Annotated in this window: 22 protein-coding genes; 4 read left to right on the top strand and 18 right to left on the bottom strand. The window is 52.9% G+C overall.

What is annotated here, in order from left to right:
* Window positions 1–59: 59 nt before the first annotated feature.
* From cmk to mutL, 9 genes are all read right to left on the bottom strand, one after another.
* Window positions 60–785, bottom strand: coding sequence for a (d)CMP kinase (cmk, locus tag ACP158_RS14630; protein WP_424946839.1), 726 nt, complete (start codon window positions 783–785; stop codon window positions 60–62).
* Window positions 772–2,088, bottom strand: a complete 1,317-nt coding sequence (gene aroA, locus ACP158_RS14625) for a 3-phosphoshikimate 1-carboxyvinyltransferase (protein WP_424946838.1) — start codon at window positions 2,086–2,088, stop codon at window positions 772–774. The genes cmk and aroA overlap by 14 nt, the downstream gene beginning before the upstream one ends.
* 94 nt (window positions 2,089–2,182) lie before the next feature.
* Window positions 2,183–3,079, bottom strand: a complete 897-nt coding sequence (locus ACP158_RS14620) for a prephenate dehydrogenase (RefSeq protein ID WP_424946837.1) — start codon at window positions 3,077–3,079, stop codon at window positions 2,183–2,185.
* 49 nt (window positions 3,080–3,128) lie between these two features.
* Window positions 3,129–4,214 (bottom strand): prephenate dehydratase, encoded by a 1,086-nt coding sequence (pheA, locus tag ACP158_RS14615; protein ID WP_424946836.1) that lies wholly within the window; start codon window positions 4,212–4,214, stop codon window positions 3,129–3,131.
* 26 nt (window positions 4,215–4,240) lie between these two features.
* Window positions 4,241–6,883 (bottom strand): DNA gyrase subunit A, encoded by a 2,643-nt coding sequence (gyrA, locus tag ACP158_RS14610; protein WP_424946835.1) that lies wholly within the window; start codon window positions 6,881–6,883, stop codon window positions 4,241–4,243.
* A gap of 232 nt (window positions 6,884–7,115) precedes the next feature.
* Window positions 7,116–8,399, bottom strand: a complete 1,284-nt coding sequence (gene hflX / locus ACP158_RS14605) for a ribosome rescue GTPase HflX (protein ID WP_424946834.1) — start codon at window positions 8,397–8,399, stop codon at window positions 7,116–7,118.
* Window positions 8,400–8,597: 198 nt separating this feature from the next.
* Window positions 8,598–8,876, bottom strand: coding sequence for an RNA chaperone Hfq (hfq, locus tag ACP158_RS14600; protein WP_424946833.1), 279 nt, complete (start codon window positions 8,874–8,876; stop codon window positions 8,598–8,600).
* 91 nt (window positions 8,877–8,967) lie between these two features.
* Window positions 8,968–9,873, bottom strand: coding sequence for a tRNA (adenosine(37)-N6)-dimethylallyltransferase MiaA (gene miaA / locus ACP158_RS14595; RefSeq protein ID WP_424948480.1), 906 nt, complete (start codon window positions 9,871–9,873; stop codon window positions 8,968–8,970).
* A gap of 22 nt (window positions 9,874–9,895) precedes the next feature.
* Window positions 9,896–11,791, bottom strand: a complete 1,896-nt coding sequence (gene mutL, locus ACP158_RS14590; RefSeq protein ID WP_424946832.1) for a DNA mismatch repair endonuclease MutL — start codon at window positions 11,789–11,791, stop codon at window positions 9,896–9,898.
* Between the two features lie 182 nt (window positions 11,792–11,973).
* On the opposite strand from mutL, the gene ACP158_RS14585 reads away from it, so the two are divergent.
* Window positions 11,974–12,213, top strand: a complete 240-nt coding sequence (locus ACP158_RS14585) for a hypothetical protein (protein ID WP_424946831.1) — start codon at window positions 11,974–11,976, stop codon at window positions 12,211–12,213.
* A 100-nt stretch (window positions 12,214–12,313) separates the two neighbouring features.
* Here the strand turns inward: ACP158_RS14585 and ACP158_RS14580 are convergent, their stop codons facing one another.
* From ACP158_RS14580 to ACP158_RS14570, 3 genes are read right to left on the bottom strand one after another with little or no spacing between them, the layout of a single operon-like run.
* The gene (locus ACP158_RS14580; RefSeq protein WP_424946830.1) at window positions 12,314–13,489 is read right to left on the bottom strand and encodes an N-acetylmuramoyl-L-alanine amidase; all 1,176 of its coding nucleotides are present in this window, start codon (window positions 13,487–13,489) and stop codon (window positions 12,314–12,316) included.
* Window positions 13,479–13,964 carry a tRNA (adenosine(37)-N6)-threonylcarbamoyltransferase complex ATPase subunit type 1 TsaE gene (tsaE, locus tag ACP158_RS14575; RefSeq protein ID WP_424946829.1) on the bottom strand — a complete coding sequence of 162 codons (486 nt, stop codon included), beginning with the start codon at window positions 13,962–13,964 and terminating at the stop codon, window positions 13,479–13,481. Before tsaE ends, ACP158_RS14580 begins: the two co-directional genes overlap by 11 nt.
* Window positions 13,951–15,489 (bottom strand): NAD(P)H-hydrate dehydratase, encoded by a 1,539-nt coding sequence (locus ACP158_RS14570; RefSeq protein ID WP_424946828.1) that lies wholly within the window; start codon window positions 15,487–15,489, stop codon window positions 13,951–13,953. The genes tsaE and ACP158_RS14570 overlap by 14 nt, the downstream gene beginning before the upstream one ends.
* A gap of 514 nt (window positions 15,490–16,003) precedes the next feature.
* Between ACP158_RS14570 and ACP158_RS14565 the strand changes: the two genes are divergently transcribed.
* On the top strand, window positions 16,004–16,201 hold the full coding sequence (locus ACP158_RS14565; RefSeq protein WP_424946827.1) for a hypothetical protein: 198 nt from the start codon (window positions 16,004–16,006) through the stop codon (window positions 16,199–16,201).
* A gap of 13 nt (window positions 16,202–16,214) precedes the next feature.
* On the opposite strand, the gene ACP158_RS14560 is transcribed toward ACP158_RS14565, so the two are convergent.
* The gene (locus ACP158_RS14560) at window positions 16,215–16,388 is read right to left on the bottom strand and encodes a hypothetical protein (RefSeq protein ID WP_424946826.1); all 174 of its coding nucleotides are present in this window, start codon (window positions 16,386–16,388) and stop codon (window positions 16,215–16,217) included.
* 154 nt (window positions 16,389–16,542) lie between these two features.
* Window positions 16,543–18,285, bottom strand: coding sequence for a chloride channel protein (locus ACP158_RS14555; protein ID WP_424946825.1), 1,743 nt, complete (start codon window positions 18,283–18,285; stop codon window positions 16,543–16,545).
* 190 nt (window positions 18,286–18,475) lie between these two features.
* Here ACP158_RS14555 and queG point away from each other — a divergent pair, with 190 nt between their 5' ends.
* Complete coding sequence (gene queG, locus ACP158_RS14550; RefSeq protein ID WP_424946824.1) at window positions 18,476–19,567, top strand: tRNA epoxyqueuosine(34) reductase QueG; 1,092 nt, start codon at window positions 18,476–18,478, stop codon at window positions 19,565–19,567.
* A gap of 16 nt (window positions 19,568–19,583) precedes the next feature.
* On the opposite strand, the gene ACP158_RS14545 is transcribed toward queG, so the two are convergent.
* The 3 genes from ACP158_RS14545 to ACP158_RS14535 form a co-directional block, all read right to left on the bottom strand.
* On the bottom strand, window positions 19,584–19,778 hold the full coding sequence (locus tag ACP158_RS14545; RefSeq protein ID WP_424946823.1) for a type II toxin-antitoxin system HicA family toxin: 195 nt from the start codon (window positions 19,776–19,778) through the stop codon (window positions 19,584–19,586).
* Window positions 19,778–20,032 (bottom strand): DUF1902 domain-containing protein, encoded by a 255-nt coding sequence (locus tag ACP158_RS14540; RefSeq protein WP_424946822.1) that lies wholly within the window; start codon window positions 20,030–20,032, stop codon window positions 19,778–19,780. Before ACP158_RS14540 ends, ACP158_RS14545 begins: the two co-directional genes overlap by 1 nt.
* A gap of 128 nt (window positions 20,033–20,160) precedes the next feature.
* Entirely contained in the window at window positions 20,161–20,334 is a 174-nt protein-coding gene (locus ACP158_RS14535; protein WP_424946821.1) for a hypothetical protein, read from the bottom strand.
* On the opposite strand from ACP158_RS14535, the gene ACP158_RS14530 reads away from it, so the two are divergent.
* The gene (locus ACP158_RS14530) at window positions 20,317–20,439 is read left to right on the top strand and encodes a hypothetical protein (RefSeq protein WP_424946820.1); all 123 of its coding nucleotides are present in this window, start codon (window positions 20,317–20,319) and stop codon (window positions 20,437–20,439) included. The genes ACP158_RS14535 and ACP158_RS14530 overlap by 18 nt on opposite strands.
* 348 nt (window positions 20,440–20,787) lie before the next feature.
* Here ACP158_RS14530 and ggt read toward each other — a convergent pair whose 3' ends face one another.
* Window positions 20,788–22,443, bottom strand: a complete 1,656-nt coding sequence (ggt, locus tag ACP158_RS14525; RefSeq protein WP_424946819.1) for a gamma-glutamyltransferase — start codon at window positions 22,441–22,443, stop codon at window positions 20,788–20,790.
* Between the last annotated feature and the right edge of the window lie 111 nt (window positions 22,444–22,554).

The following is a 22,554-nucleotide window of genomic DNA, read 5'->3' as shown; positions in this document are numbered from 1 at the left end:
CCCACAGCGCCTGCTTACGAAAAAGAGGCTTCAGGGCTTATTCGCCTTTGCTTTTCAATTCACTTATCGGTCGCGTCACGCACCAGCGCCAGCGCCTGCGAGACCACAACTTCAATGGTTAAATTTGTTGTGTCCAGCACAACCGCATCTGCGGCAGGCTTCAACGGCGACACCGCCCGATTCGCATCACGCGCATCGCGTTCCGATATCTCCTTGAAAAGCCGTGCCATAGTAACATCAAAACCTTTGTCTCTCAACTGCCGAAAACGCCTTTGCGCGCGCGCCTGCGCGCTGGCGGTCAGGAATATCTTGCAGGTTGCATTGGGAAACACCACTGTTCCCATGTCCCTGCCGTCGGCCACCAGTCCGGGCATTTGCGCTCTGCCTCGTTGCCACACCAGCAGTTTTGCCCGAACGCCGCGAATCGGCGCGACCATGGACGCTCGCCGGCCCGCTTCCTCGGTGCGAATTTCATCGCCGACCTCCTCGCCGCATAACCACACGGCGCCATCCCGAAACTCAATCTCCAGCGCATCATTTCGGTCATCATTCAGGTCGTCCACCAAACCCATCAAGCCGACCTCGTCGGCAAGGTCAATGTCATTTCTGGCGGCGATATGCCCGAGCACCCGATACAGCGCGCCGCTATCGAGATAATGCCAGCCCAGTTGCCGCGCCACCGCCAAAGATATCGTGCCTTTGCCCGAACCGCTTGGGCCATCGATGGCAAGCACCGGCACGCAATTCGTTTTTGTGGCGCTTAAATTTGTTTCAGTTGACCGCAATGTTTATTCCGGCTTGATGCGCCAGTGGCTGAAAATCCGGGAAAGAGGTGGCCACATTGTCGCAGTCCAAAACTTCAACCGGCTCCAGCGCAGCCGCACCGGCTATCGAAAACGCCATGGCGATGCGGTGATCACCACAACTTTGCACGCGCCCGCCGGTTAGTTTCCCGCCCTCGATAACCATGCCGTCGACATTCTCTTTGACGTTGATGCCCAGCGTTTTAAGCCCATTGACCAGACAATGAATACGGTCGCTTTCCTTAACCCGCAATTCCGCCGCCTCGGAAATTCGGGTAAGGCCGGTGGCGCAGGCGGCCGCCACCGCGATCACTGGAATCTCGTCAATGGCAAGCGCAACATCATCGCCGCCAACATCGCAGCCGCGCAACTCGGAACTCCTGACCACGATGTCGGCGACCGGTTCGCCGCCGATGGTGACCGCATCAATCAACTCGATATCGCCGCCCATGCGTTGCAAAATAGTCAAAACACCCGCGCGGCTGGGATTCACCCCCACCCGTTGCAAAACCAACTCGCTGTTTTTTGTGATCAATGCCGCCAGGATGAAAAATGCGGCCGAGGATAAATCCGCGGGAACTGCTATTGCCCGGGCCAGCAATGTGCCGCCGCCGCTAACAGAGACGGTGCGCTGCTGGATTTCCACCGCATAGCCAAACCCGGCTAACATGCGCTCGGTATGATCCCGAGTGGGCGCCGTTTCGGTCACCGAAGTGCGGCCTTCGGCGTATAGCCCGGCCAGCAGAATGGCAGATTTCACCTGCGCCGAAGCCATTGGCGTGGCGTAGTGAATGCCACGAAGCGGGTTGGCGCGCGGCGCGGCGGCGATATGCAATGGCGGTTTGCCGTCCGCGGATTCAATGTGCACGCCCATGCGCGTCAGCGGGTCGATGATTCTGCCCATCGGTCGCCGGCGCAGCGAGTCATCACCCGTCAGCGTAGTCGACCAGGGCTGCGCGCAAAGCAATCCCGTTAATAACCGCAAGGCGGTGCCGGAATTGCCCAGGTCGAGACTGCTATCGGGTTGCGCGAGGCCGTGCAAACCGTTGCCCTGAATTTCATAATGGTTGTCATCGGGCTGGCTGCTTGCTCGGGTAATGTTAATCCCCATGGCGCGAAATGCGGCCATGGTCGCCAGCACATCCTCGCCTTCCAATAGGCCCGAGACCCGAGTCACGCCATTGGCAATGGCGCCGAAAATTACCGCGCGGTGTGAAATTGATTTGTCCCCGGCAACTTTGATTTTACCGCGCAAGCCGGAACTGGGGATCACTAAAAATTTCATGGCAAAAATTTCATCGCTAACTTCTACCTTTAATGCGCGCGCGATGTTTTTAACACGGGTCGGGCGGATGCGCTTAGCGTCATTCGTGCGCCGCCTATGATTCCAACTTGCGTTTTTCCGTGACCAGCGCGCGGGCGCGCCTCGCCGAAGCATACAAATCCTCGATGGCGGTCTCGTCATCGGCATCGATCATTGCGGCCACGTTATTCAGTTGCCGCTTAAACTTCGCGATGTGCTCGAGCAAATGGCGCTTATTCATAATCGAGATGTCGCGCCACATCTCCGGGTCGCTGGAGGCGGTGCGGGTGAAATCATAAAAACCGCCCGCCGCCATTTGGTAACAGTGCTCCCGTTCCGGAGAGGTGGCCAGAAAATCCATCATCACATAAGATAATACATGCGGCAGGTGGCTGGTGATCGACAATACTCGATCGTGCTCCGAGACAGTCATCGATTTCACTTCAGCACCGATGGTCTGCCACATTTTCTTAATCGTCAGACAAGATTGGGGATCCGTGGCATCGCTCGGTGTCAGGATCACTTTGTGGTTTTCGAACAAGTCGGCGGCGGCGGCGGCGATGCCGGATTTTTCCTTGCCGGCAATCGGATGCCCCGGCACAAAGCGGCTGATTCTCGCCCCGAGCGCAGCAGATGCCGCGGCGCACACCCCGGCTTTGACGCTACCCACATCGGTGATAATTTTGTCATCGGTAAGCGCCGGCGCAAGCGCACCGAACAGTGCGGCAATGGTGTTGACCGGCGTCGCCAGCACGATGACATCGGCGTCGCTAACGGCGCGCCGCAGGTCGGGCTGGATTTCGTCGATCGCCCCGCGTGAGCGCGCCGTGTCCAAATTCGCCGGCGAGCGTCCCACGCCAATCACCCGACCGACCGCGCCGGCGCGCTTCAATGCCAAGCCTAAGGAGCCGCCAATCAACCCCACGCCGACGATGGCGAGCGTGCGAATAGGATGCGATGATGTTGCGTTCAAAAGTCCAATCCAAAAATGGCGTCAGGGCATGTCTTAAATGGACGCGGGCTTAAATGGATGCGGGATAGGAGCCGAGATTCTTGAACAAGCCGGCCTCGACTTTGAGTTCGGTCAGCGCCTTCGCCACATGTTTTTCTTCTTGATGCCCCAAAATATCAATGAAAAAGACATAGTCCCAGAGTCCGATTTTGGATGGCCTGGATTCAATTTTGGTCATGTCAATCTGCCCATCCAGCAAAGGCTGCAATAAATGCAGCAAGGCCCCGGGACGACTTCGGCAGGACAGCAGCAAACTGGTCTTGTCATTGCCGCTCGGCGGTGTGGCGCGGTTGGACAAGACTAAAAACCGGGTGGTGTTGCCGGATTCATCCTCAATGTTGGCCGCCACAATTTTTAATTGGTATCGCTGCGCCGCGACCGCGCCGGCAATGGCGGCGGCCGATTTTTCCGTGGTCGATTTTTTCGCCGCATCCGCACTGCTGCTGGTCGGGATCAGTTCCGCTTGCGCGCAATTTTTATCTATCCAGCGTTTGCATTGCCCCAAAGACTGAGTATGCGCGTATATTTTTTTCACCCGACCGGGGTCATCCTCAATACTCAACAAATTATGATGAATCTGCAAATTAATCTCGCCGCAGATGGTTAGCGATGTGTTCACCAGGCGGTCCAGCGTCCCGGTCACTCCGCCTTCGGTCGAATTCTCCACCGGCACCACGGAAAAATTGGTGTGCCCGGTTTCGGTCGCCTTGAAAATCTCATCGATGGTGGGGAAATCGACAATGGCGATGGCGCTGCCGAAATGGTGGCGAGCGGCGGCTTCAGTATAAGTGCCGACCGGGCCCAGCACAGAAACCGATAACCCGGCCTCGATACCTCTGGTAATGGACATAATTTCCCTAAACAATGATTCCAGAGAACTATCCTGCAACAAGCCGTCATTCAAATTTTGCAAGCGACTCAGAACCTGCGCTTCCCGTTCCGGCCGGTAAAATGCCGGCTGCGCCGAGGTGGCCTTGATTTGGGCAATCGATTGCGCGGCGCTTAACCGCTGATTCATTAATCGAAGGATATCCACATCTATGTTGTCGATCTTATCCCGAAAAACTTCAAGTTTCTTATCGGTTTCTTTGGTCAAGGTTTAGCCTGCTATTGGTTGAAGCCTCAATGAATGGGGGTATCTTGGCATGGTTCTTCGTCAGTATCGGGATCCTCCACTTTATCTACGCTGACTAATCTTTCGTCATTTTTCAGTGAAATCAGTCTCACCCCCTGGGTATTCCTGCCTTGGGTCGAAATTTCCGCGATCTCGGTACGAATCAGGATGCCACCGTCGGTAATCAACATAACTTCATCGGCTTCATTAACAATGTGTGCGCTTACAACCATGCCATTTCGACTCGACGTTTTTATGGCGATAACACCCTTACCGCCGCGGTTTTTACGAGGAAAATCCGAGATCAGGGTGCGCTTGCCGTAGCCATGTATTGTGCAAGTCAAAATTGCCGACTCCGATACAGCTTGTTCACCGTTGCCATTGGCTCCGTTGACATTCGCCGCACTGGCATTTGCCGCGGGCAGCACCATCAGCGCGATGACATTTTGACCTTTATCCAAACGCATCCCTCTGACCCCTCTTGCGGCGCGCCCGACCATTCGGACCTTATTTTCCGAAAACCGTGCGGCCTTTCCCGCATCACTAATCAACAGCAGATCTTCAATGCCGGTGGTTAAGGCAACGCCGATCAGGTGATCGTCCTGCTGTAGATTTACCGCGATGATGCCGTTGCTGCGCGGCCGCGAAAAATCATTTAATCTGCATTTTTTAATGACGCCGCGCGCCGTCGCCATCAGAATATTGACACCCTCTTCATACCCCTTGATCGGCAATATCGCGGTGACTTGCTCGTCCGCATCCAAGGGCAATAGATTGACTAATGGCTTGCCACGCGCCTGACGCCCGGCTTGCGGAAGTTGGAACACCCGCAGCCAATAGACCTTGCCCATATTGGAAAAGCATAATATCGTGTCATGCGAATTCGCCACAAACATTCGACTCACAAAATCCTCTTCTTTGGTGCGGGTGGCAATCCTGCCTTTGCCGCCTCGTTTTTGTGTGCTGTAATGCGAGATCGGCTGTGACTTCGCATAACCTTCGTGGGAGATGGTGACCACCACTTCTTCTTCGGGAATTAAATCTTCCATGGACAAATCGATCTCGCCCTCAATAATTTCCGTGCGCCGTTCATCATTATAGCGATCGCGAATATCCTGCAACTCTTCCCGAATCACTTCCACTAAGCGATCCGGGTTGCTTAGAATTTCCAGCAACGCCAAAATTTCATTGATGATTTCAGCATATTCCTTATGAATTTTTTCCTGTTCGAGACCGGTCAGTCGATGCAGTCGCATCTCCAGGATCGCCTGAGCCTGTTGCGGCGACATTTGATAGCCAGATTCTGTCATGCCATATTGTTTATCCAGGTCGGCGGGGCGGGATACATTCACATCGACGCGCACATCGCCGCCGCTCAGCATTTTCGCCACCGCGCCCGGCTGCCAGGTTTTGCTGAGTAGATTCTCCTTCGCTTGGGCCGGGGTTTGGGCGGCTTTAATCATCGCAATAACAGCATCTATATTGGTTAGCGCGACCGCAAGACCTTCGAGAAGATGCGCGCGGCTGCGCGCTTTTCTGAGTTCAAACACCGTTCTGCGGGTAACGACTTCTCTACGGTGCTTGGTGAATTCGTTAAGTATTTCCTTAAGGTTAAACACATTGGGCTGATTTTTGCTCAACGCCACCATGTTGATGCCAAATACGGTTTGCAACTGGGTTTGCTTGTACAAATTATTCAACACCACTTCCGACTGTTCGCCCCTTTTTATTTCAACCACCATGCGCATGCCTGATTTATCGGATTCATCGCGTATGGCGGAAATGCCTTCAATCTTTTTGTGCTTGACCAACTCGGCAATTTTTTCCATCAATCTGGCCTTGTTCACCTGATAGGGCAACTCATGGACAATGATGGCCTCGCGACCACTGCCGCTGGTTTCGATTTCAGTGCGCGCGCGCACATAAATTCGGCCGCGCCCGGTTTCATAGGCTTGCCGGATTCCAGCATGGCCATTGATGATTCCGGCGGTCGGGAAATCCGGGCCCGGCAGGTACTCCATTAATTCCGCAATGCTGATTTCACTGTTATCCATCAGAGCAAAACAGGCGTCAATGGTCTCGCCAAGATTATGCGGCGGGATGTTGGTTGCCATGCCCACGGCGATACCGGTAGAGCCATTGACCAGCAAGTTTGGCGTCCGGGTCGGCAACACCAGCGGCTGGGTTTCGGTCTCGTCGTAGTTCGGGCCAAAATCCACGGTCTGCTTGTCAAGGTCGGCGAGCAATTCGTGCGCCATGCGCGTCAGGCGAATTTCAGTGTAGCGCATCGCCGCCGGCGAATCACCGTCCACCGAGCCGAAGTTGCCTTGGCCATTGACCAGCATATAGCGCATGGAAAAATCTTGCGCCATGCGCACGATGGTGTCGTACACCGCGGTGTCGCCGTGCGGATGATACTTGCCGATGACATCGCCGACCACGCGCGCCGATTTTTTATAGGCCTTGTTCCAGTCATTGCCGAGCACCGACATGGCGTACAACACCCGCCGATGAACCGGTTTCAGTCCGTCGCGAATGTCGGGCAAGGCGCGCCCGACGATGACGCTCATGGCGTAGTCGAGATAGGATCGCCGCATCTCTTTTTCCAGATTGGCGGGCAGCATTTCCTTGGCGAAAGGCGTTTCTGTCATAGCGGCGAAATCGTGTGCCGTCCCTTATCAGGACAGCGATTAAATAAGGTATAAGTTATTGATTTTATGAAATAAATTCAGCATTTAATCGAACCAAAACAGGGCACGACAATCCAGCATTCGGCTAAAGTTCAACGGCGGAATTGTAGCACATACGGCGTGTGAAACGCACTCAAGCAAGCGCATCATCAGAACAAAATGGGGCTTGAGTTGCCTTGGGATGATTGCCGCTTTATCGTCGGCCCGCAATCTCGTTCCACAATCCATCGTATTGCCGTTGGGATTCCAGCCACCCGCGCACGGCCGGCTGCATTTTTACTTGCATAGTGATGGCGCCGCTTTCATCCACTTCCTCGTTAATGACTTCGCCGCGCGCAAACAACTTGGCGCGTAGCGCACCGGCCTGGGGTTTTAAGTGAATTAAATAATATCGGTATTCCTTGCTTAACAGCGCCGCCAAAGCCTGTTGCACAAACTCGACTCCGGCGCCGGTTTTAGCGGACAGCCATATCTTGTCGACTCGTTGTTGATCGTTAGCCTGTTGACCGTTATATCGAGTCGTTTTCGCCGCGTCTCCGGTTAAATCTATTTTGTTATAAATATGAATAACCGGGACACCTTTGGCGCCGATTTCATCCAGCACCTGTTGGACGTGGCCTCGAAGCTCCAGATGATCCGGATCAGACACATCGCTGACCAGAAGTAAACAAGTCGCGCTGGCGACCTCTTCCAAAGTAGAATGGAATGCGGCCACCAGAGCATGCGGCAATTGGCGCACGAAACCAACCGTGTCTGAAAGCACTATGGGCCCGAAACCGGGTACCTCCACACGCCGCATGGTGGGGTCCAAAGTGGTGAACAATTTATCCTCAACCGGCACCTCGGCGCCGGTCATGGCATTGAATAACGATGATTTTCCCGCATTGGTATAACCGACCAGGGAAATGGTCGGAATCGGGGTGCGATGACGCGCCCGCCGCCGCAATGAACGCTGGGCTTCCACCTTGCCGAGGCGGCCGGTTAAGGTCTTTATTCGCGCGCCTATCAGCCGCCGATCGGTCTCCAGTTGGGATTCACCGGGGCCGCGCAGGCCAATGCCGCCTTTTTGCCGCTCCAGATGGGTCCAGCCTCGAATCAAACGGGTGGATAGATGCTGCAGCTGAGCCAGTTCTACCTGAAGCTTGCCTTCGCTTGAGGTGGCTCTTTGCGCGAATATATCCAGGATAAGTCCAGCACGATCAAGCACCCGGCACTGGACAATCCGTTCAATGTTTCTTTCCTGGACTGGACTAATCGCATGGTCAAAAATCACCACGGTGGCCTGATAATTTGCTGCCATTTCAGCCAATTCTTCGGCTTTCCCCTTGCCCATAAAGGTGGCGGCAACCGGCTTGGCGCGCACCGCGATGAATGTCCCGCAAACATCCGCGCCCGCGGAGATGGCCAGCTCGCTGAGCTCCCTCAGCGGCGCATGTGCAGGGAAATCGTCATGAACGCTATCATGCGCCGCCGCCATATACGGCCGCTGAACCTGGCGCACCAGAATCGCCCGCTCGGCCTGATCGAAGTGACTGCGACCTTGGTCTATACGCCTAAACAGGGTGCGCTATCTCCATTTAATTTTTCGCGTGAATTTTTCCGGCCACGCAAATCCTTAACCAGCGCCGCGTAAATGACCATCCAGCATTATGCGCGACCATTTAATCGTTTCCGGTTAATCGTTTCCGGGATTTTCTTCAAATTCAGAATTGTAGTCATCTGCTTCGTCCACCTGGGCGATGCGCACGGCTCGGCTTGGGACAATAGTTGAAATTGCGTGCTTATAAATCATTTGGTTGACCGTATTGCGCAATACAATCACAAACTGATCAAATGATTCGATTTGCCCTTGCAGTTTGATGCCGTTCACTAAAAACACGGATACCGGGATTCGCTCTTTTCGTAAGACATTCAAAAATGGATCTTGCAAGGCCGTTCCTCTTAGTGGTGCCATTATCATTACCTTTATTATTGTCAGAGTAAATTTGGGATTTCAGCATGAGTATAAGCCCGCGGTCGGGTTTTATCAAATGAAAACGAACTCGTTATTGCAGCACGCCATTCAAATAGACCAGCATGGCATCGGCGGTTTTGGGATGACACATATCAAACCACACCAGGTTCGACTGATTGCGCAACCAGGTTAATTGACGCTTTGCCAATTGTCGGGTTGCCGCAATTCCATTATCCGCCATTTGTTGATGATTCACCTTGCCCGACAGGTAATCCAGCGCCTGGCGATAGCCCACGGTGCGCATCGCGGTCAGGCTTGCCGGGTCTTCCACATCATGGGTCAGCGCTGTTACTTCATCGATCAGGCCGTGCTTCAGCATGCGCAAATAGCGTTGTTCGATTTTTCGGTGCAAAAATTTCCGATCGGCGACGAACAACGTGATTTTGATTATGCGATGCGCAAGACCATCGCGACTGGCGTTCGCCGTCAGCCGTGACGGCGGAACGTGGGTCAAGCGATACAACTCCATGGCCCGTTGGATGCGCTGCGAATCGGACGGTGCAATGCGCCGGGCCGAAGCCGGGTCTATGGCCGCCAGTTGCTGATGCAGCGCCGCGAGCCCTGTTTCTCGAATTTCATTTTCGATCAACATTCTGGTCTCCGCATCCGCGCCAGGGAGATCCGACAACCCATGTTCAAGCGCGGAAAAATAAAACATAGTGCCGCCGACCAGGATCGGCGTGTTGCCTCGTTGGTGAATGTCATTGATCAAAGCGCCGGCATCCCGGCAAAACTCGGCGGCTGAATAACGCTCAGTAATGTTGCGCACATCAATAAGATGGTGGGGGTAGGCGGCGAGGAAATCCTTGTCCGGCTTGGCGGTGCCGATGTTCATGCCGCGATACACCTGAGCCGCATCCACGCTGATCAGTTCGCAATTGAATTGATCGCAAATTCTCGCCGCCGCGTCTGTTTTCCCCGATGCGGTGGCGCCCATCAAGAAAATGACGGCCGGCAGCTCAACGTCCACGCATAAACCACTTGTCAATTTCGCTCAGCGAGACGCTCATCCAGGTCGGTCGGCCGTGGTTGCATTGCCCCGAGCGCTCCACCGTTTCCATTTGCCTGAGCAGTGCGTTCATTTCCTCGATTTCGAGTTTCCGATTGGCGCGAATGCAGCCGTGGCAAGCCACGCTGGATAAAATCTCAAGTTGAGCGTCGGCGATTCGATCGCTGCTGCCATGCTCGATCAAATCCGCAAGCGCATCCCTGATCAACCGCTCGATGTCGGCCCTGATCAATAACTCCGGCACCGAGCGCACCACTATCTTCTGTTCTCCGATCCTGTCAATTTCGAATCCAAGGTCCTTGAATTGCGCGGAAAACGACTCCGCGGCATCCGCTTCGATGTTGCTGACATTGATCTGCAAGGGCACCAACAACGGCTGGCTGTTGATCTGGTTCTCGTCCATTTGCCGTTTCAGCATTTCATAAGTAATCCGCTCGTGCGCGGCATGCATATCGACCATAATCAATCCTTCCCGATTTTCGGCCAGGATATACACCCCCTTCAATTGCGCCACGGCATAGCCAAGAGGAGGAATGTCCTGATCATCTTGATCATCGTGGCGAGCATCGGAGCGTTGAGTTGAGCCGAACTTGAGCGGTGTCTTTGGGTTGATGCCGCCGCCATCAAAATGGCTCTGAAGCGGTTGCTCATGAGATCCATGGGTCGCAGGCGTCATGGCTTGGTAGGTCTGCAACTGCTCGCGCACCAGCATTTTTATATTCTGCTGCGTGGCAGCTGAACCATATCCGCCCGGGCGGCTCGTGCCCGATGTTGGCGGCGGAATATTTTTGGGGGTTGGCAAACGAACTTCGCTGGATTCCGGCGTCAGTTGCGCGATTGTCCGATGCAGGGTTCGATAAATATAGTCATGCACCGCGCGGCTTTCCCGGAACCGAACCTCGCTTTTCGCCGGATGAACATTAACATCCACCAGGCTCGGGTCTATCGTGAAAAATAACACGAACGCCGGGTGGCGACCGTGGTAGAGCACGTCGCTATACGCGCGCCGTACCGCATGCGCCACCAAATTATCGCTGACCGCCCGGCCGTTCACGAAAAAATATTGCAGGTCGCGTTGGCTTCTTGAAAATACCGGCAACCCCATCCAGCCACTCAATGACATCACCTCAACATCATCTTCAAAGTGGATACATTGACTGGCAAAGGGTTTCCCGCAAATGCTGGCAATTCTTTTCTCGCGCTGAATTTCGTTGACCGCCGGCAGGACATGAAAAGACCGCTTGCCATCGTGCGTGAAACTAATCTCCACATCAAAGTGGCTCAGCGCAATTTTGCGAATGACACGGTCGCAATGATTCAATTCGGTTTTCTCGGTGCGCAAAAATTTTCTGCGCGCCGGCGTGTTGTAAAACAAATCCTCAACTTCGACTGTGGTGCCCTGATGATGCGGCGTCGGCTTTGGCGACGATGCCGGCTTGCCGCCATGTATGGATATTTCATAGCCGCTGTCCTGCCCAGCCACTTTTGACTGTAATGTCAATCTGGAAACCGCGGCGATGCTGGGCAGCGCTTCACCGCGAAATCCCAACGTGCCGACGCTAAACAGATCTTCGATCGCGGTCAGCTTGCTGGTTGCATGTCTTGACAGCGCTAAAGCGAGCTGGTCTTTGGGTATTCCAAAGCCATTATCCTTAACCAAAATTCGTTTCAGTCCGCCGCGTTCCGCTTGAATTTCAATTCGGCTGGAACCGCCGTCTATACTGTTTTCAAGCAGTTCCTTTAATAGCGATGCCGGCCGTTCAACCACCTCACCGGCGGCAATTTGATTGATTAATTTGTCGTCAAGCGGGCGAATTTCTCGACGTTGAGTCTGGGTATGCTTCATAAAATAAGGTTCAAGATACTTTAAGCGGTCGATTTCGGATAGATTTTAGCAGATATTGACACCCATTTTCGTGGCGCATATTGAAGCGAAACTCACACTCTTTCAAAGGAGTCCGGCTACGCCGGACGCCATATTTTAACTGGATTCCCGCCTGCGGCGAGAATGACAAATAAGGGTCGTCATTGCCCGGCCCATATTATTATTATTGGCCGGGCAATCCAGTTATTAAACCGTTCGGCGTAGCCGAACTCCTTTGCGGCGAAGCCGCCGGTTTGTGTCTGGCAAAGCCGGATGCCAAAAAGAGTCACGCTACGCGTGACAGATATTTAACTGGATTCCCGCCTTCGGCGAGAATGACGAATAAGAGTCGTCATTGCCCGGCTTGTTCCGGGCAATCCAGTGAAATATGCCGTCCGGCGTAGCCGGACTCCTTTATAGAACAATTAGTTGTGATCATTTCACTATACCTTAAAGTATCTTGAACCTAAAATAATCAAGCCATAAAATAATGATGTCGCAAAATCACTGAAATAAATTTTCGTTTTTGGCAACGTAGCGTTTTATTCCCGATACTACGGCATTGACTATTCGATACTGATGTTCCGAATTTTGCAACAATTTTTCTTCCGTGGGGTTGGTGATGTAGGCGGTCTCTATCAAAATCGAAGGAATATCGGGAGATTTTAATACCACAAAACCGGCTTGCTCAACGCGCCGACTATGCACCCGGCCGACATTTTTCAACTCGCTCAACACCTCCTTGCCAAAACTGATGCTTGCGCTCACGGTCTTGGTCATCGAAAGATCCAACAACACCTGCGCCAGCAAATCGTCCTTGTCCGCCAAACTCACGCCGCCGGCCAAATCAGACGAGTTCTCCTTGTTCGCCAGCCATCTTGCGGTTTCGCTGGAGGCGCCGCGCTGCGACAAGGCATATACGGAGGCGCCGCGCACATTTTTATTCTTGAACGCGTCGGCGTGAATGGAAATAAAAAAATCGGCGTCAAGGTTGCGTGCAATTCGCGTGCGCTTGCGCAATCCAATGTAATAATCTCCTTTGCGGGTGAGTTCGGCTCTCAGCCGCGGCTGCTTGTCAATTTGCGTTTTCAGTTTTTTGGAAATCTGCAACACGATGTTTTTTTCCCTGGCTGTTCGTCCGCGCGCACCGAAGTCTTCGCCGCCATGCCCTGGATCGATTAAGACCAGCAACTTGGCTTTCGGTTTTCGCGGCGTTGCAACCGACTTGGTAGTTGTTGACCGCACCGCCGGCCTGGAAGGCTGATCCGCTTCCACCACGGCGTCCTGATGATAGTAATCCACAACCAACCGGTATTTGAAATTATCAACCGGTGTGAGTAACTGGATAAAGTAACGCACCGGTTTATCGAGATCAAAAACCAGCCGCATGATATCCGGTTTCGGGTAGCCGACACGCAGTTGTTTGATGAATTGTCCGCTGGCCCCCGGTGCTGGAACGGTGCTTTTTAGTTTCGTATTCGGCAAATCAATCACCACCCGGCCAGGATTTTTCAATGTGAAAACATTAAAGGCCACCCCCCGGTCCAGGTCAAAAACAAACCGTGACCGCTCCGGCGCATGCCACATGCGGATATCGTTCACCGCCGCCGCATGCAGCAACCCGCCATCGCCCAGCAACAGAATTGCGATCAGCAACCCGCGATGAATTTTAGTCCGCACTATGAACATGGGGCGACAGCCGCTGCGCGGTTTTGCGGTCGGTAATCTCCACTTCGCGACCGGCGGCGGCGTAGCGGATGACAATTTCATAGTCCGGTTCCGGCAACATGCCAGCCGCGCGCTCGGGCCATTCAATCAAACTAATCGTCTCAGGGGTAATCATGTCGCGAATGCCGATCATCTCTAACTCTTCGGGGCATTTTACCCGGTACAAATCGAAATGATAGACCGGCCGTCGGTTAATGGTATAAGGCTCGACTAAAGTGTAAGTCGGGCTGGATACGATATCGTCAAACCCGAGCCCGGATAATATGCCTCGAACCAGAGTGGTTTTGCCCGAACCAATCTCCCCCGACAAAAACAATACACAGCCCTGTCCGGGATTGCCGGGTAAAAGATTATCGGCTAAGGCGCGGCCCCATGAGCGACCCAAGGCCAGCATCGCGCCTTCATCCGAAATTTTAAGCCAAGGCATGAGCCTGAGCCTGAACAGACGATAGCGTTTCAGGCAGTGCATCGATGATATCCCCGGCCAACAGACTTGCCATGCCAATTCGCGCGGCTATTTTATCGGCACACGTTGCATGCAACCAAACACCCGCTTGCGCGGCTTTGCCGGGGTCAAAATCCTGCCCCATGAGCGAGCCAATCATTCCCGCCAGAACGTCGCCCGCGCCCGCAGTCGCCATGCCGGGATTACCGCGATCGCATACACCGACCATGTCCGATGCATCAGATGCATCGGCAACCAAAGTGCCGGCGCCTTTGAGCACACAAACACCGCCGAATTTTTCGCTTATCGCCGTGACTGCGCCGAGGCGATTTTGTTGCACCTCCGCGGTGGAACAACCGAGTAATTTTGCCGCCTCGCCGGGGTGAGGAGTCAGCACCCAATGGTCGCGTTTTCCAAAGGCCTCAGCTAAAAAGGCCAAGCCATCCGCATCAATCACCATGGGTTTTTGCAGTTCAATCAGACCATCAAAAATCCGCTTGCTCCAGTCGCTCAGACCCATTCCGGGGCCAATAACGACGACATCGCACTGTTCGCATAATCGAGCAAAACCGGTTTTATCTTCAATACACTGGCTCATCAACTCCGGGCAATGCAGCGCCGGCATGTCCAAATGCCGCTCAGTGCTTAACACCGTTACCCGCCCGCTGCCGCAGCGCAACGCCGCGCGACCGGCCAACAGCGGCGCGCCTAACATGCCGTTATCGCCGCCGGCAATGATGATGTTGCCGTAGTCGCCTTTATGACTATCCGCCTTTCTTTTTTTCAATGGGCTTTTTTTCAGTGCCGGGCTGGGTATGATTTTCGCTATGGGCTTTATGCTTTCCTGAATATCTGCAGGCAGGTTTAAATCCTCAAATTTGATTTGGCCGCTGCAATTCTTCCCTTGACCGGTAAACAAACCGAATTTTTGCCCGATGAAGGTCACGGTCATCGAGGCTTCTATGCAGGGATCAAACGCAAATCCGGTATCACTATCCAAACCAGAAGGAATATCCAATGCCACCACAGGACAACCGGCCTGACGACCGACCTGGCAACTGGCTTGATTGGCCGCGCGAATCAAATCCGCATAGCATCCTGATGGCGCACGGTTCAACCCGGTGCCAAAAAGACCATCGATGATCAGCCCGGCACTTCGGAGCGCTTCGATATCGTTTGTATCGCTTGTTATAATGCTGCCGCCGCGGTCAACAAATTCCTGGCAAACCTGAATGGTGTCTTTGGTTTTTGGCGCCGATGCCTGCACCACAATAACCTCCAACCCAATCACTTGTGCACATTTCGCCACCACATAACCATCGCCGCCGTTGTTGCCTGAGCCGCACAAAACAACCATAGGCTCAGCCGCGGAAAAGCGCGCCATAATATTTGCAAACGCCCGCTCGCCAGCGGTTTTCATCAGCAATAGCCCGGAATACCCATACCGGTCGATGGCAATCCGGTCCATTTCCCTGGCTTGTTGGGAACTATAGAGACAGGATTTCAAAACTTATAAACGGTAATTCACACATATTTATTCTCGGTTCAAGATACTTTAAGCGGTTGATTTCGGATAGATTTTAGCAGATATTGATACCCATTTTCGTGGCGCATATTGAAGCGAGACTCACACTCTTTCAAAGGAGTCCGGCTACGCCGGACGACGTATTTTAACTGGATTCCCGCCTGCGGCGAGAATGACGGGCTGGGAAGACTATGGTGAATCGGAAAGCAATGAGTCCTTTTGAGAAGACAATGGTAAATAAGTGTCACGCAAAGCGTGACACTAAAACGTGCTCTATTACCTATCATTCGTCATTGCCCGGCCCATATTATTATTATTGGCCGGGCAATCCAGTTATTAAACCGTTCGGCGTAGCCGAACTCCTTATTATCGCGGCTTCGCCGCGTCTGGATTCCCGCCTGCCGGCGAGAATGACGGCAGGGAGGATGCGTAGCCAAACTTTTTATTCTCGGTTACTTTTGGCCTCTCAACTCGCCTTTGTCCTCTCAATTCACCATTGCCTATCATTTGTCATTGCCCGGCCCATATTATTATTGGCCGGGCAATCCAGAGCGGCGAAGCCGTCGGTTTGTGTCTGGCAAAGCCGGATGCTAAAAAGAGTCACGCTACGCGTGACAGATATTTAACTGGATTCCCGCCTTCGGCGAGAATGACGGCAGAGAGGGCGGTTTTTTGCGCCTGCCGGCGAGAATGATAAATAAGGGTCGTCATTGCCCGGCGATGTGTTGTCTGATTTGAGTATACAATCGGCTGGTCGCCGGGCCAGAGACGCCGGTGATTTGTGCGACTTTGCAAGCCTCGATATCAAGGCAAAACAGCCGTGGAATCGCCCTGAATTTATTCTCCGAAATTCGGCAACGAATGACATGCTTGTTTTTCATTTATAGAACAATTAGGTATGACCATTTCACTATACCTTAAAGTGTCTTGAACCTTATTCTCCAGTTACAACTGAATACGCCATACAGAAATTTTAGATTAAAAAACCCATCGGGTTCAATATCGCCGGGTGTAATATCTCCGAATATCCGCAATTTAATCCGCCCCATGCTCCTCGCGCCTGATGTGATGCAACGTGTCCATATAGGCTTTGACAATGGTGGCTTCATAAACCACGCCGAGCATGATGCCGCTGCTGTCGTTGGCAATAACCGGAATACTCTCGCCGACAAAATCCTGTACTTTTTCCATGGCTGACCAGATTGAAGTATCCGGAGTCAAGACGACTTGCTCGACCAGCGCGTGCTTGGCGCATTGCTCATTCAACGACGCCTCATTGTTAAGCAACGCCATCAACTGAATCAGGCTGACAGTGCCAATATACCGGTTATTTTCATCCAGCACATAACCTTCGCTTTTTCCGTCTTCAATGAGCCGGCTGCGCAGTTCCGAAAGCGAGACATCGGCTCGAACCGAAACAAAATCTTCGGTGAGATAATCCGAAATATCACGGCTATCCATAACCGCTTTATCCCTTCCCATGCTCAAGTCAAAACCCATCTGTTTGAGTTGCACATCAAAAATTGACCGCCCGATTAACCGATATCCCACCAGATTGGCGAAGCCCACGCTGACCATTGCAGCGATGGTCAAATCATAGTTTCGGGTGAGTTCGAAGACGATCAGAATCGCGGTCATCGGCGCGCCAATCACCGGACCGGTCACCGCCACCATGCCGCAAATCGCATACACCGCGATCACCGAATGACTGTCGCCGAAAAAGTGCGGCGCGCCCATGTCGACCAATGCGCCAATCAATGCCCCAAACAAAATTCCGATTATCAACGCCGGACTGAATATGCCGCCAGCAAACCCAAACCCCAGACAAAGCGCGGTTAATATCAGTTTGGCAATCAATATAATGGCCATCTCGGCGGGGGAGTAAACCGCTCCCGACACGGCATCGCGCAACACCGATTCGCCAATTCCCAAGACTTCAGGCAGCCAAATTGCCACGATTCCCAGCGCCGCGCCAGCCAGCGCGGGCTTGAAATACTGCGGCACATTGATGTTATCCGCCAACGATTTTGCGACCAGCACCGCGCGCATGAATAGCGACGCCAGGTAGGCGCCGGCCACACCGATGACGATGAAGACTAAAAATTCCGCGGCGCCGATCGGCTGCAGAATTTCGATGTCGAACAGTGGCGGCTGATGAAAAACATAATTGGCGAACACATAGCCGGTGGCTGCCGAGACCGTAATCGGCGCGAATGATCTTAATGAGTAATGACGCAGGATGACTTCGTGAGCGAACAGCAGGCCTGCGATGGGCGCATTGAACGCGGTCGCAATCGCGGCGGCGGCGCCACAGCCAATGCCCATGGTTGCGGTCATGTTCATGGTGGCGGCGCGGCGCGTGATACGGCTGATCCAGGCCCCCAGAGTGGCGCCAAGGTGGGCTAAGGGCCCGTATTGACCCACCGATGCCCCGCAACTTATCGCCACCATGCTAGCAAGCGCAGTGGTCAATCCACTCTTAAGTGGCGCGATAGATTTGAGAGTTTGTGCGGATTGGATGGTGTCGGCCAAGGTCAATGGCCTTTTTTCCGAATTGGTCATGCACAGCAACCCCACCGCCAGCCCGCCCAGCGTCGGAACTAAAATTGCCGCCCATACAAACCAGGGTTGAGCGGAAGCCTGTTGGCGGTGCTCTGCCGTTATCCACAGCAACTCATTGCCAATCTCGATAACTTTGATGAATAAAACCGACGCAAGCGATGCAACAACGCCGGTCAGCACGCCAAATACCGTGATTAAGATAATACGCTTGAACATGCACAAAATCTTACCACTATTATGCGCAATCGAAATATTTCAGATTGCAAGAGGGTTTTGCAGCCCACGCCTTAAAATAAGTGCTACAAAATATTTACTCAGGACTCACGCGCCTGCCGTATGATTGCCGTATTATTTCCATGTTATTTCCATGTTATTTCCATGTTATTTCCATGTTATTTTATGGGGCATGAAAGATCATAACCTTAAACAATTGGCGGGACAAATTAAGCGTTGGGGCGCTGATTTAGGTTTTGCCCATACCGCCATTTCCGATATTGACTTGTCGGAGTGCGAAGCACGTTTGGCGCAATGGCTGGCGAAAAAATTTCATGGCGAGATGAAATACATGTCGCTGCACGGCGTCAAGCGCAGCCGGCCGGCCGAACTGGTGCGCGACACGATTAGGATTATCACCGTGCGCATGGATTATTTGAATGAGGACATGCAGGACGCGCAACAGGTCTTAAACCAACCGGATAAAGCCTATATTTCCAGATATGCGCTGGGTCGGGACTATCACAAAGTTATTCGCGGTCGGTTGCAAAAACTCGCCAATAAAATTTCAGGCGCGGTTGGTGAATTCGGTTATCGTGCATTTTGCGACAGCGCGCCGGTGATGGAAAAAGCCTTGGCAGAAAAATCCGGGCACGGCTGGTTGGGGAAGCACACCAACATCATCAATAAAGAACAAGGCTCATGGTTTTTCCTCGGCGAGTTGTACACCGACATTCCGCTGCCAGTCGATGAGGCAGCCGCCAACCATTGCGGCAGTTGCCGAGCCTGTATTGAGGCATGCCCGACCGATGCCATCGTCGCGCCTTATCAACTGGATGCCCGTCGATGCATTTCCTATTTGACCATCGAGTTGCACGGCGCCATTCCGGTGGCGCATCGCAAAGCCATCGGCAATCGCATTTACGGCTGCGATGACTGCCAGTTAGCATGCCCGTGGAATCGCTATGCGAAATTAGCCGTAGAACCAGATTTCCAAACGCGCCATGGATTGAATAATCGCTCGCTGGTTGAATTGTTTAACTGGGACGAGGCCGCTTTTTTGAAAAACACGGAAGGCTCGGCGATCCGGCGAATTGGCTATCTGCGTTGGTTAAGAAATATCGCGGTCGCGCTCGGCAACGCACCACGCTCGGAAAATATTATTGACGCATTAAAGCGCCGTCAGCATCATCCATCCGAGTTGGTGCGCGAACATGTGGCGTGGGCGCTGCAATACCAGGAGCAGGACCAGGAAGACTTGGAAAAAGGTAGCGTCCGTTTTTAATTTCAGGAAACCAAATTTATAATTTTTCGTCAATCCCGGCCTGTTTTAAAACCGCATTCGCCGTATGTCTGGATTTCGTTCCCGGGTCCACTATAAACCGTCTGTTGGAAATTGGAGAGGCCCATAATTGATGGTCTCCTTTTGCCGATCTTACGTAGTAACAGCCGTGCGCTTTTAAAATTTTACATACGTCCTTGTAAAATTTGGACACTAGTCAACGTTTAATGAAAGAATTGAACGTTGTTGAATCAATAACTCTATAGGAACAGACATATCTAATTTATCGCCGAACAAATGTTTGTTTTCTTCCAATAACAATGGAATCAGATAACGAATTTTCTGGTCAAGTTTTTCTACAGTCTCTGCTTCTGCAACCAGGCCGGGTACGTGATTACTGGTCGCGACATAAACATTTGCTTCGGTATCCCATGCAAACTCTACAATTACCGTTGTCGGAAAAGCCATTTTAAATCTCTGGAATAGTTGCTTGATAAATATGCTATACCAGCGGGACACTAAAAGTCAATTACTTGTATGATGCCACCACATACTGGACAAATCGGGCAAAAGTTTGACGATGGACTGGCAGGGCATCAAGTAATCCAATCCCCAGAGCGAACGTTCGCCGTTATAGCGTTGTAAGCATCCCAGTATATGGTCGTTATGGTCGTTGTGTTGCGCACAAAACCGGCGGCTTCGCCGCAAATGAGTCCGGCTACGCCAGAGCACGTTTTAGTGTCACGCAAAGCGTGACAATTATTTACCATTGGCATCTCAAAGAGAGTCTCACCTTGCGATTCACCATTGTCTCCCCCAACCCGTCATTGCCCGGCTTGTTCCGGGCAATCCAGTTATTAAACCGTTCGGCGTAGCCGAACTCCTTATAATCCAGACAAACATTGAATGCCGCATATGTTTCGTTAGGCAAGGCGTGGAAGCCGAGAATGAGGGGGCGCATAAACATGCGTGGTCGATTGAGCGGCGCACCACAACACCACATAACGGAAAATAGGCAAGCGACAATCCAGTCATTAAACCAGCGGCGTTAGCCACTATCATTATGTCGGTTTCCTTTTTTCGTCATGCCACGAATCCAGAATGTTTCTGGCATTATTCATTACTTGTCCAGTCTCATTTGTATTTGAACCCGGAGAAACCCAAACAAGATAAGATCGAAGATGAAACAGACACGCTGGGAGCACAAATGCTGACACAATTTTCTACGGCAGCACCCTGGCCTGCCCTTCTCCACGGCTATCCGAAGCCGCGGTAATCTCACCGCTGTCCTTATCCACAATCACCACCTGCATATTTCCCCACTTCCGGTTAATCGGTTTCAATTTATGGCCCCTGACTTTAAGCGCGGCAATCGTTTGTTCCGACAAGGCGCCGGGCTCGTATTGAATGACATCGGGAAGATATTGATGATGAAAGCGCGCGCGGTCGACCATCTCCTGCGCGCTGGCACCGCGATGAAATGCCAACGCGCCGAGCAACACCATCGAGATTATGCGGCTGCCGCCCGGTGTTCCCAGCACGGCGATACGATTGGCGGTTTCTAAAAACGTCGGACTCATACTGGACAACATGCGTTTACCGGGTTCAATGGCATTGGCGCGGGCGCCAACCAATCCATGGACATTGGGTTGTCCGGGTTTGGCTGAAAAGTCATCCATTTCGTCGTTTAATAGTACCCCCGTTCCCGTCGGCACTAGCCCGGATCCGAATGGATAGTTAATTGACAAGGTCGCCGCAACCCGATTGCCCTGGTCATCAACCACAGAAAAATGGGTGGTATCCTGTCCGTTCTGCCGATCGACCCAGGTCGGCGCGAGCTGTCCGCTAGGGGTCGCCCGGTCCATATGTAACGATTGATTCAAGCCGTTTGCGTATTGCCGATCATTTAGCATCTCGGTCGGCACTTCGACAAAATCGGTATCTCCCATGTACTCGGCGCGATCTCTATAGGCACGTCGCATCGCCTCCACGGTGACATGGGTAAAATCCACCTCGTCCATGGAATCAATATCGTAGTTGGACAGGATATTCAGGCTCTCGGCCAGCACCAAACCACCGGAGGAAGGCAATGCCGCCGAGGTCAGGGTCATACCGTTGTACTCGACCACAACAGGCCGCCTGACCGCCACCTGATATTCAGCCAGATCTTGCAAACTCCAAATTCCCCCTGCCTGCTTAACGCCTTGCACCAATTTTTCCGCAATATCCCCGTTGTAAAAGCCATCGTGCCCCCGCATTGCCAGGCTCCATAGCGTTTTGGCAAGATCATTTTGCACAATGCGAGCGCCGATTTCAGGCGCTTTTCCATCAATCAAAAATATTTCCGCGGCCGCGGGGGAAGCATTAATCGCATCAATACGATATTCGATACTTTTCCGATAGCGCGGCCCAACCGTAAATCCGTTGGTGGCGGCATCAATGGCCGGTTGCAAGGAAACCGTCAAAGGCAGGGCGCCATAATGTTTCTCCAGCCATACCAAGGCAGCCGGTTCGCCGGGAATACCCGCCGCCAGCGCGCCGGAGACGGACAAATTCGGCACTACATTTCCCTGTTCATTCAGGTACATGTCGCGGGTCGCCGCCAGTGGGGCTTTCTCCCTGCCGTCGAGCATGATCGACTTGTCCTGCTCGGCGTCGTAGAGCAACCAGAATCCACCGCCGCCCAGGCCCGAGCCGGCCGGCTCAACCACCGCCAGCGTAGCGGTTATTGCAATGGCGGCATCAAAAGCATTGCCCCCTAACTCCAGCATTTTTATGCCGGCTGCTGTTGCGATTGGATGCGCGCTAGCAACCCCTGACGCCGCCAATGCGTTGTGACAGAAAAGGCCGAGCGCCAATACGATTATTTTCAGTTTCATTATGACTCAGGCGTTTAGATATTATTGCGAATCACGCATATCATCCCACATCGTCATTATCGGATATAGCGGTCAATGGTGCGGCTTGCGCCGCTGGGGTGAGTCTCATGG

Source organism: Candidatus Spongiihabitans sp. (assembly GCF_965247905.1).
Lineage (GTDB): Bacteria > Pseudomonadota > Gammaproteobacteria > Arenicellales > Poriferihabitantaceae > Spongiihabitans.
The sequence above is the reverse complement of the archived record's forward strand: the minus strand, read 5'-3'. Positions and strand labels throughout refer to the sequence as shown.

Excerpts from the sequence above, each read along its gene's own strand:
- ACP158_RS14555 (WP_424946825.1), bottom strand. The coding sequence starts at position 18,285 with ATGTTCAAGCGTATTATCTTAATCACGGTATTTGGCGTGCTGACCGGC.
- tsaE (WP_424946829.1), bottom strand. The coding sequence starts at position 13,964 with ATGCCTTGGCTTAAAATTTCGGATGAAGGCGCGATGCTGGCCTTGGGT.
- ACP158_RS14540 (WP_424946822.1), bottom strand. The coding sequence starts at position 20,032 with ATGGCTTTTCCGACAACGGTAATTGTAGAGTTTGCATGGGATACCGAA.
- queG (WP_424946824.1), top strand. The coding sequence starts at position 18,476 with ATGAAAGATCATAACCTTAAACAATTGGCGGGACAAATTAAGCGTTGG.
- ACP158_RS14560 (WP_424946826.1), bottom strand. The coding sequence starts at position 16,388 with ATGAAAAACAAGCATGTCATTCGTTGCCGAATTTCGGAGAATAAATTC.
- gyrA (WP_424946835.1), bottom strand. The coding sequence starts at position 6,883 with ATGACAGAAACGCCTTTCGCCAAGGAAATGCTGCCCGCCAATCTGGAA.
- mutL (WP_424946832.1), bottom strand. The coding sequence starts at position 11,791 with ATGAAGCATACCCAGACTCAACGTCGAGAAATTCGCCCGCTTGACGAC.
- hfq (WP_424946833.1), bottom strand. The coding sequence starts at position 8,876 with ATGGCACCACTAAGAGGAACGGCCTTGCAAGATCCATTTTTGAATGTC.
- aroA (WP_424946838.1), bottom strand. The coding sequence starts at position 2,088 with ATGAAATTTTTAGTGATCCCCAGTTCCGGCTTGCGCGGTAAAATCAAA.
- hflX (WP_424946834.1), bottom strand. The coding sequence starts at position 8,399 with ATGGCGGCGGCGCATGATAGCGTTCATGACGATTTCCCTGCACATGCG.
- ggt (WP_424946819.1), bottom strand. The coding sequence starts at position 22,443 with ATGAAACTGAAAATAATCGTATTGGCGCTCGGCCTTTTCTGTCACAAC.
- miaA (WP_424948480.1), bottom strand. The coding sequence starts at position 9,873 with ATGGGCGCCACCGCATCGGGGAAAACAGACGCGGCGGCGAGAATTTGC.
- ACP158_RS14535 (WP_424946821.1), bottom strand. The coding sequence starts at position 20,334 with ATGGTAAATAATTGTCACGCTTTGCGTGACACTAAAACGTGCTCTGGC.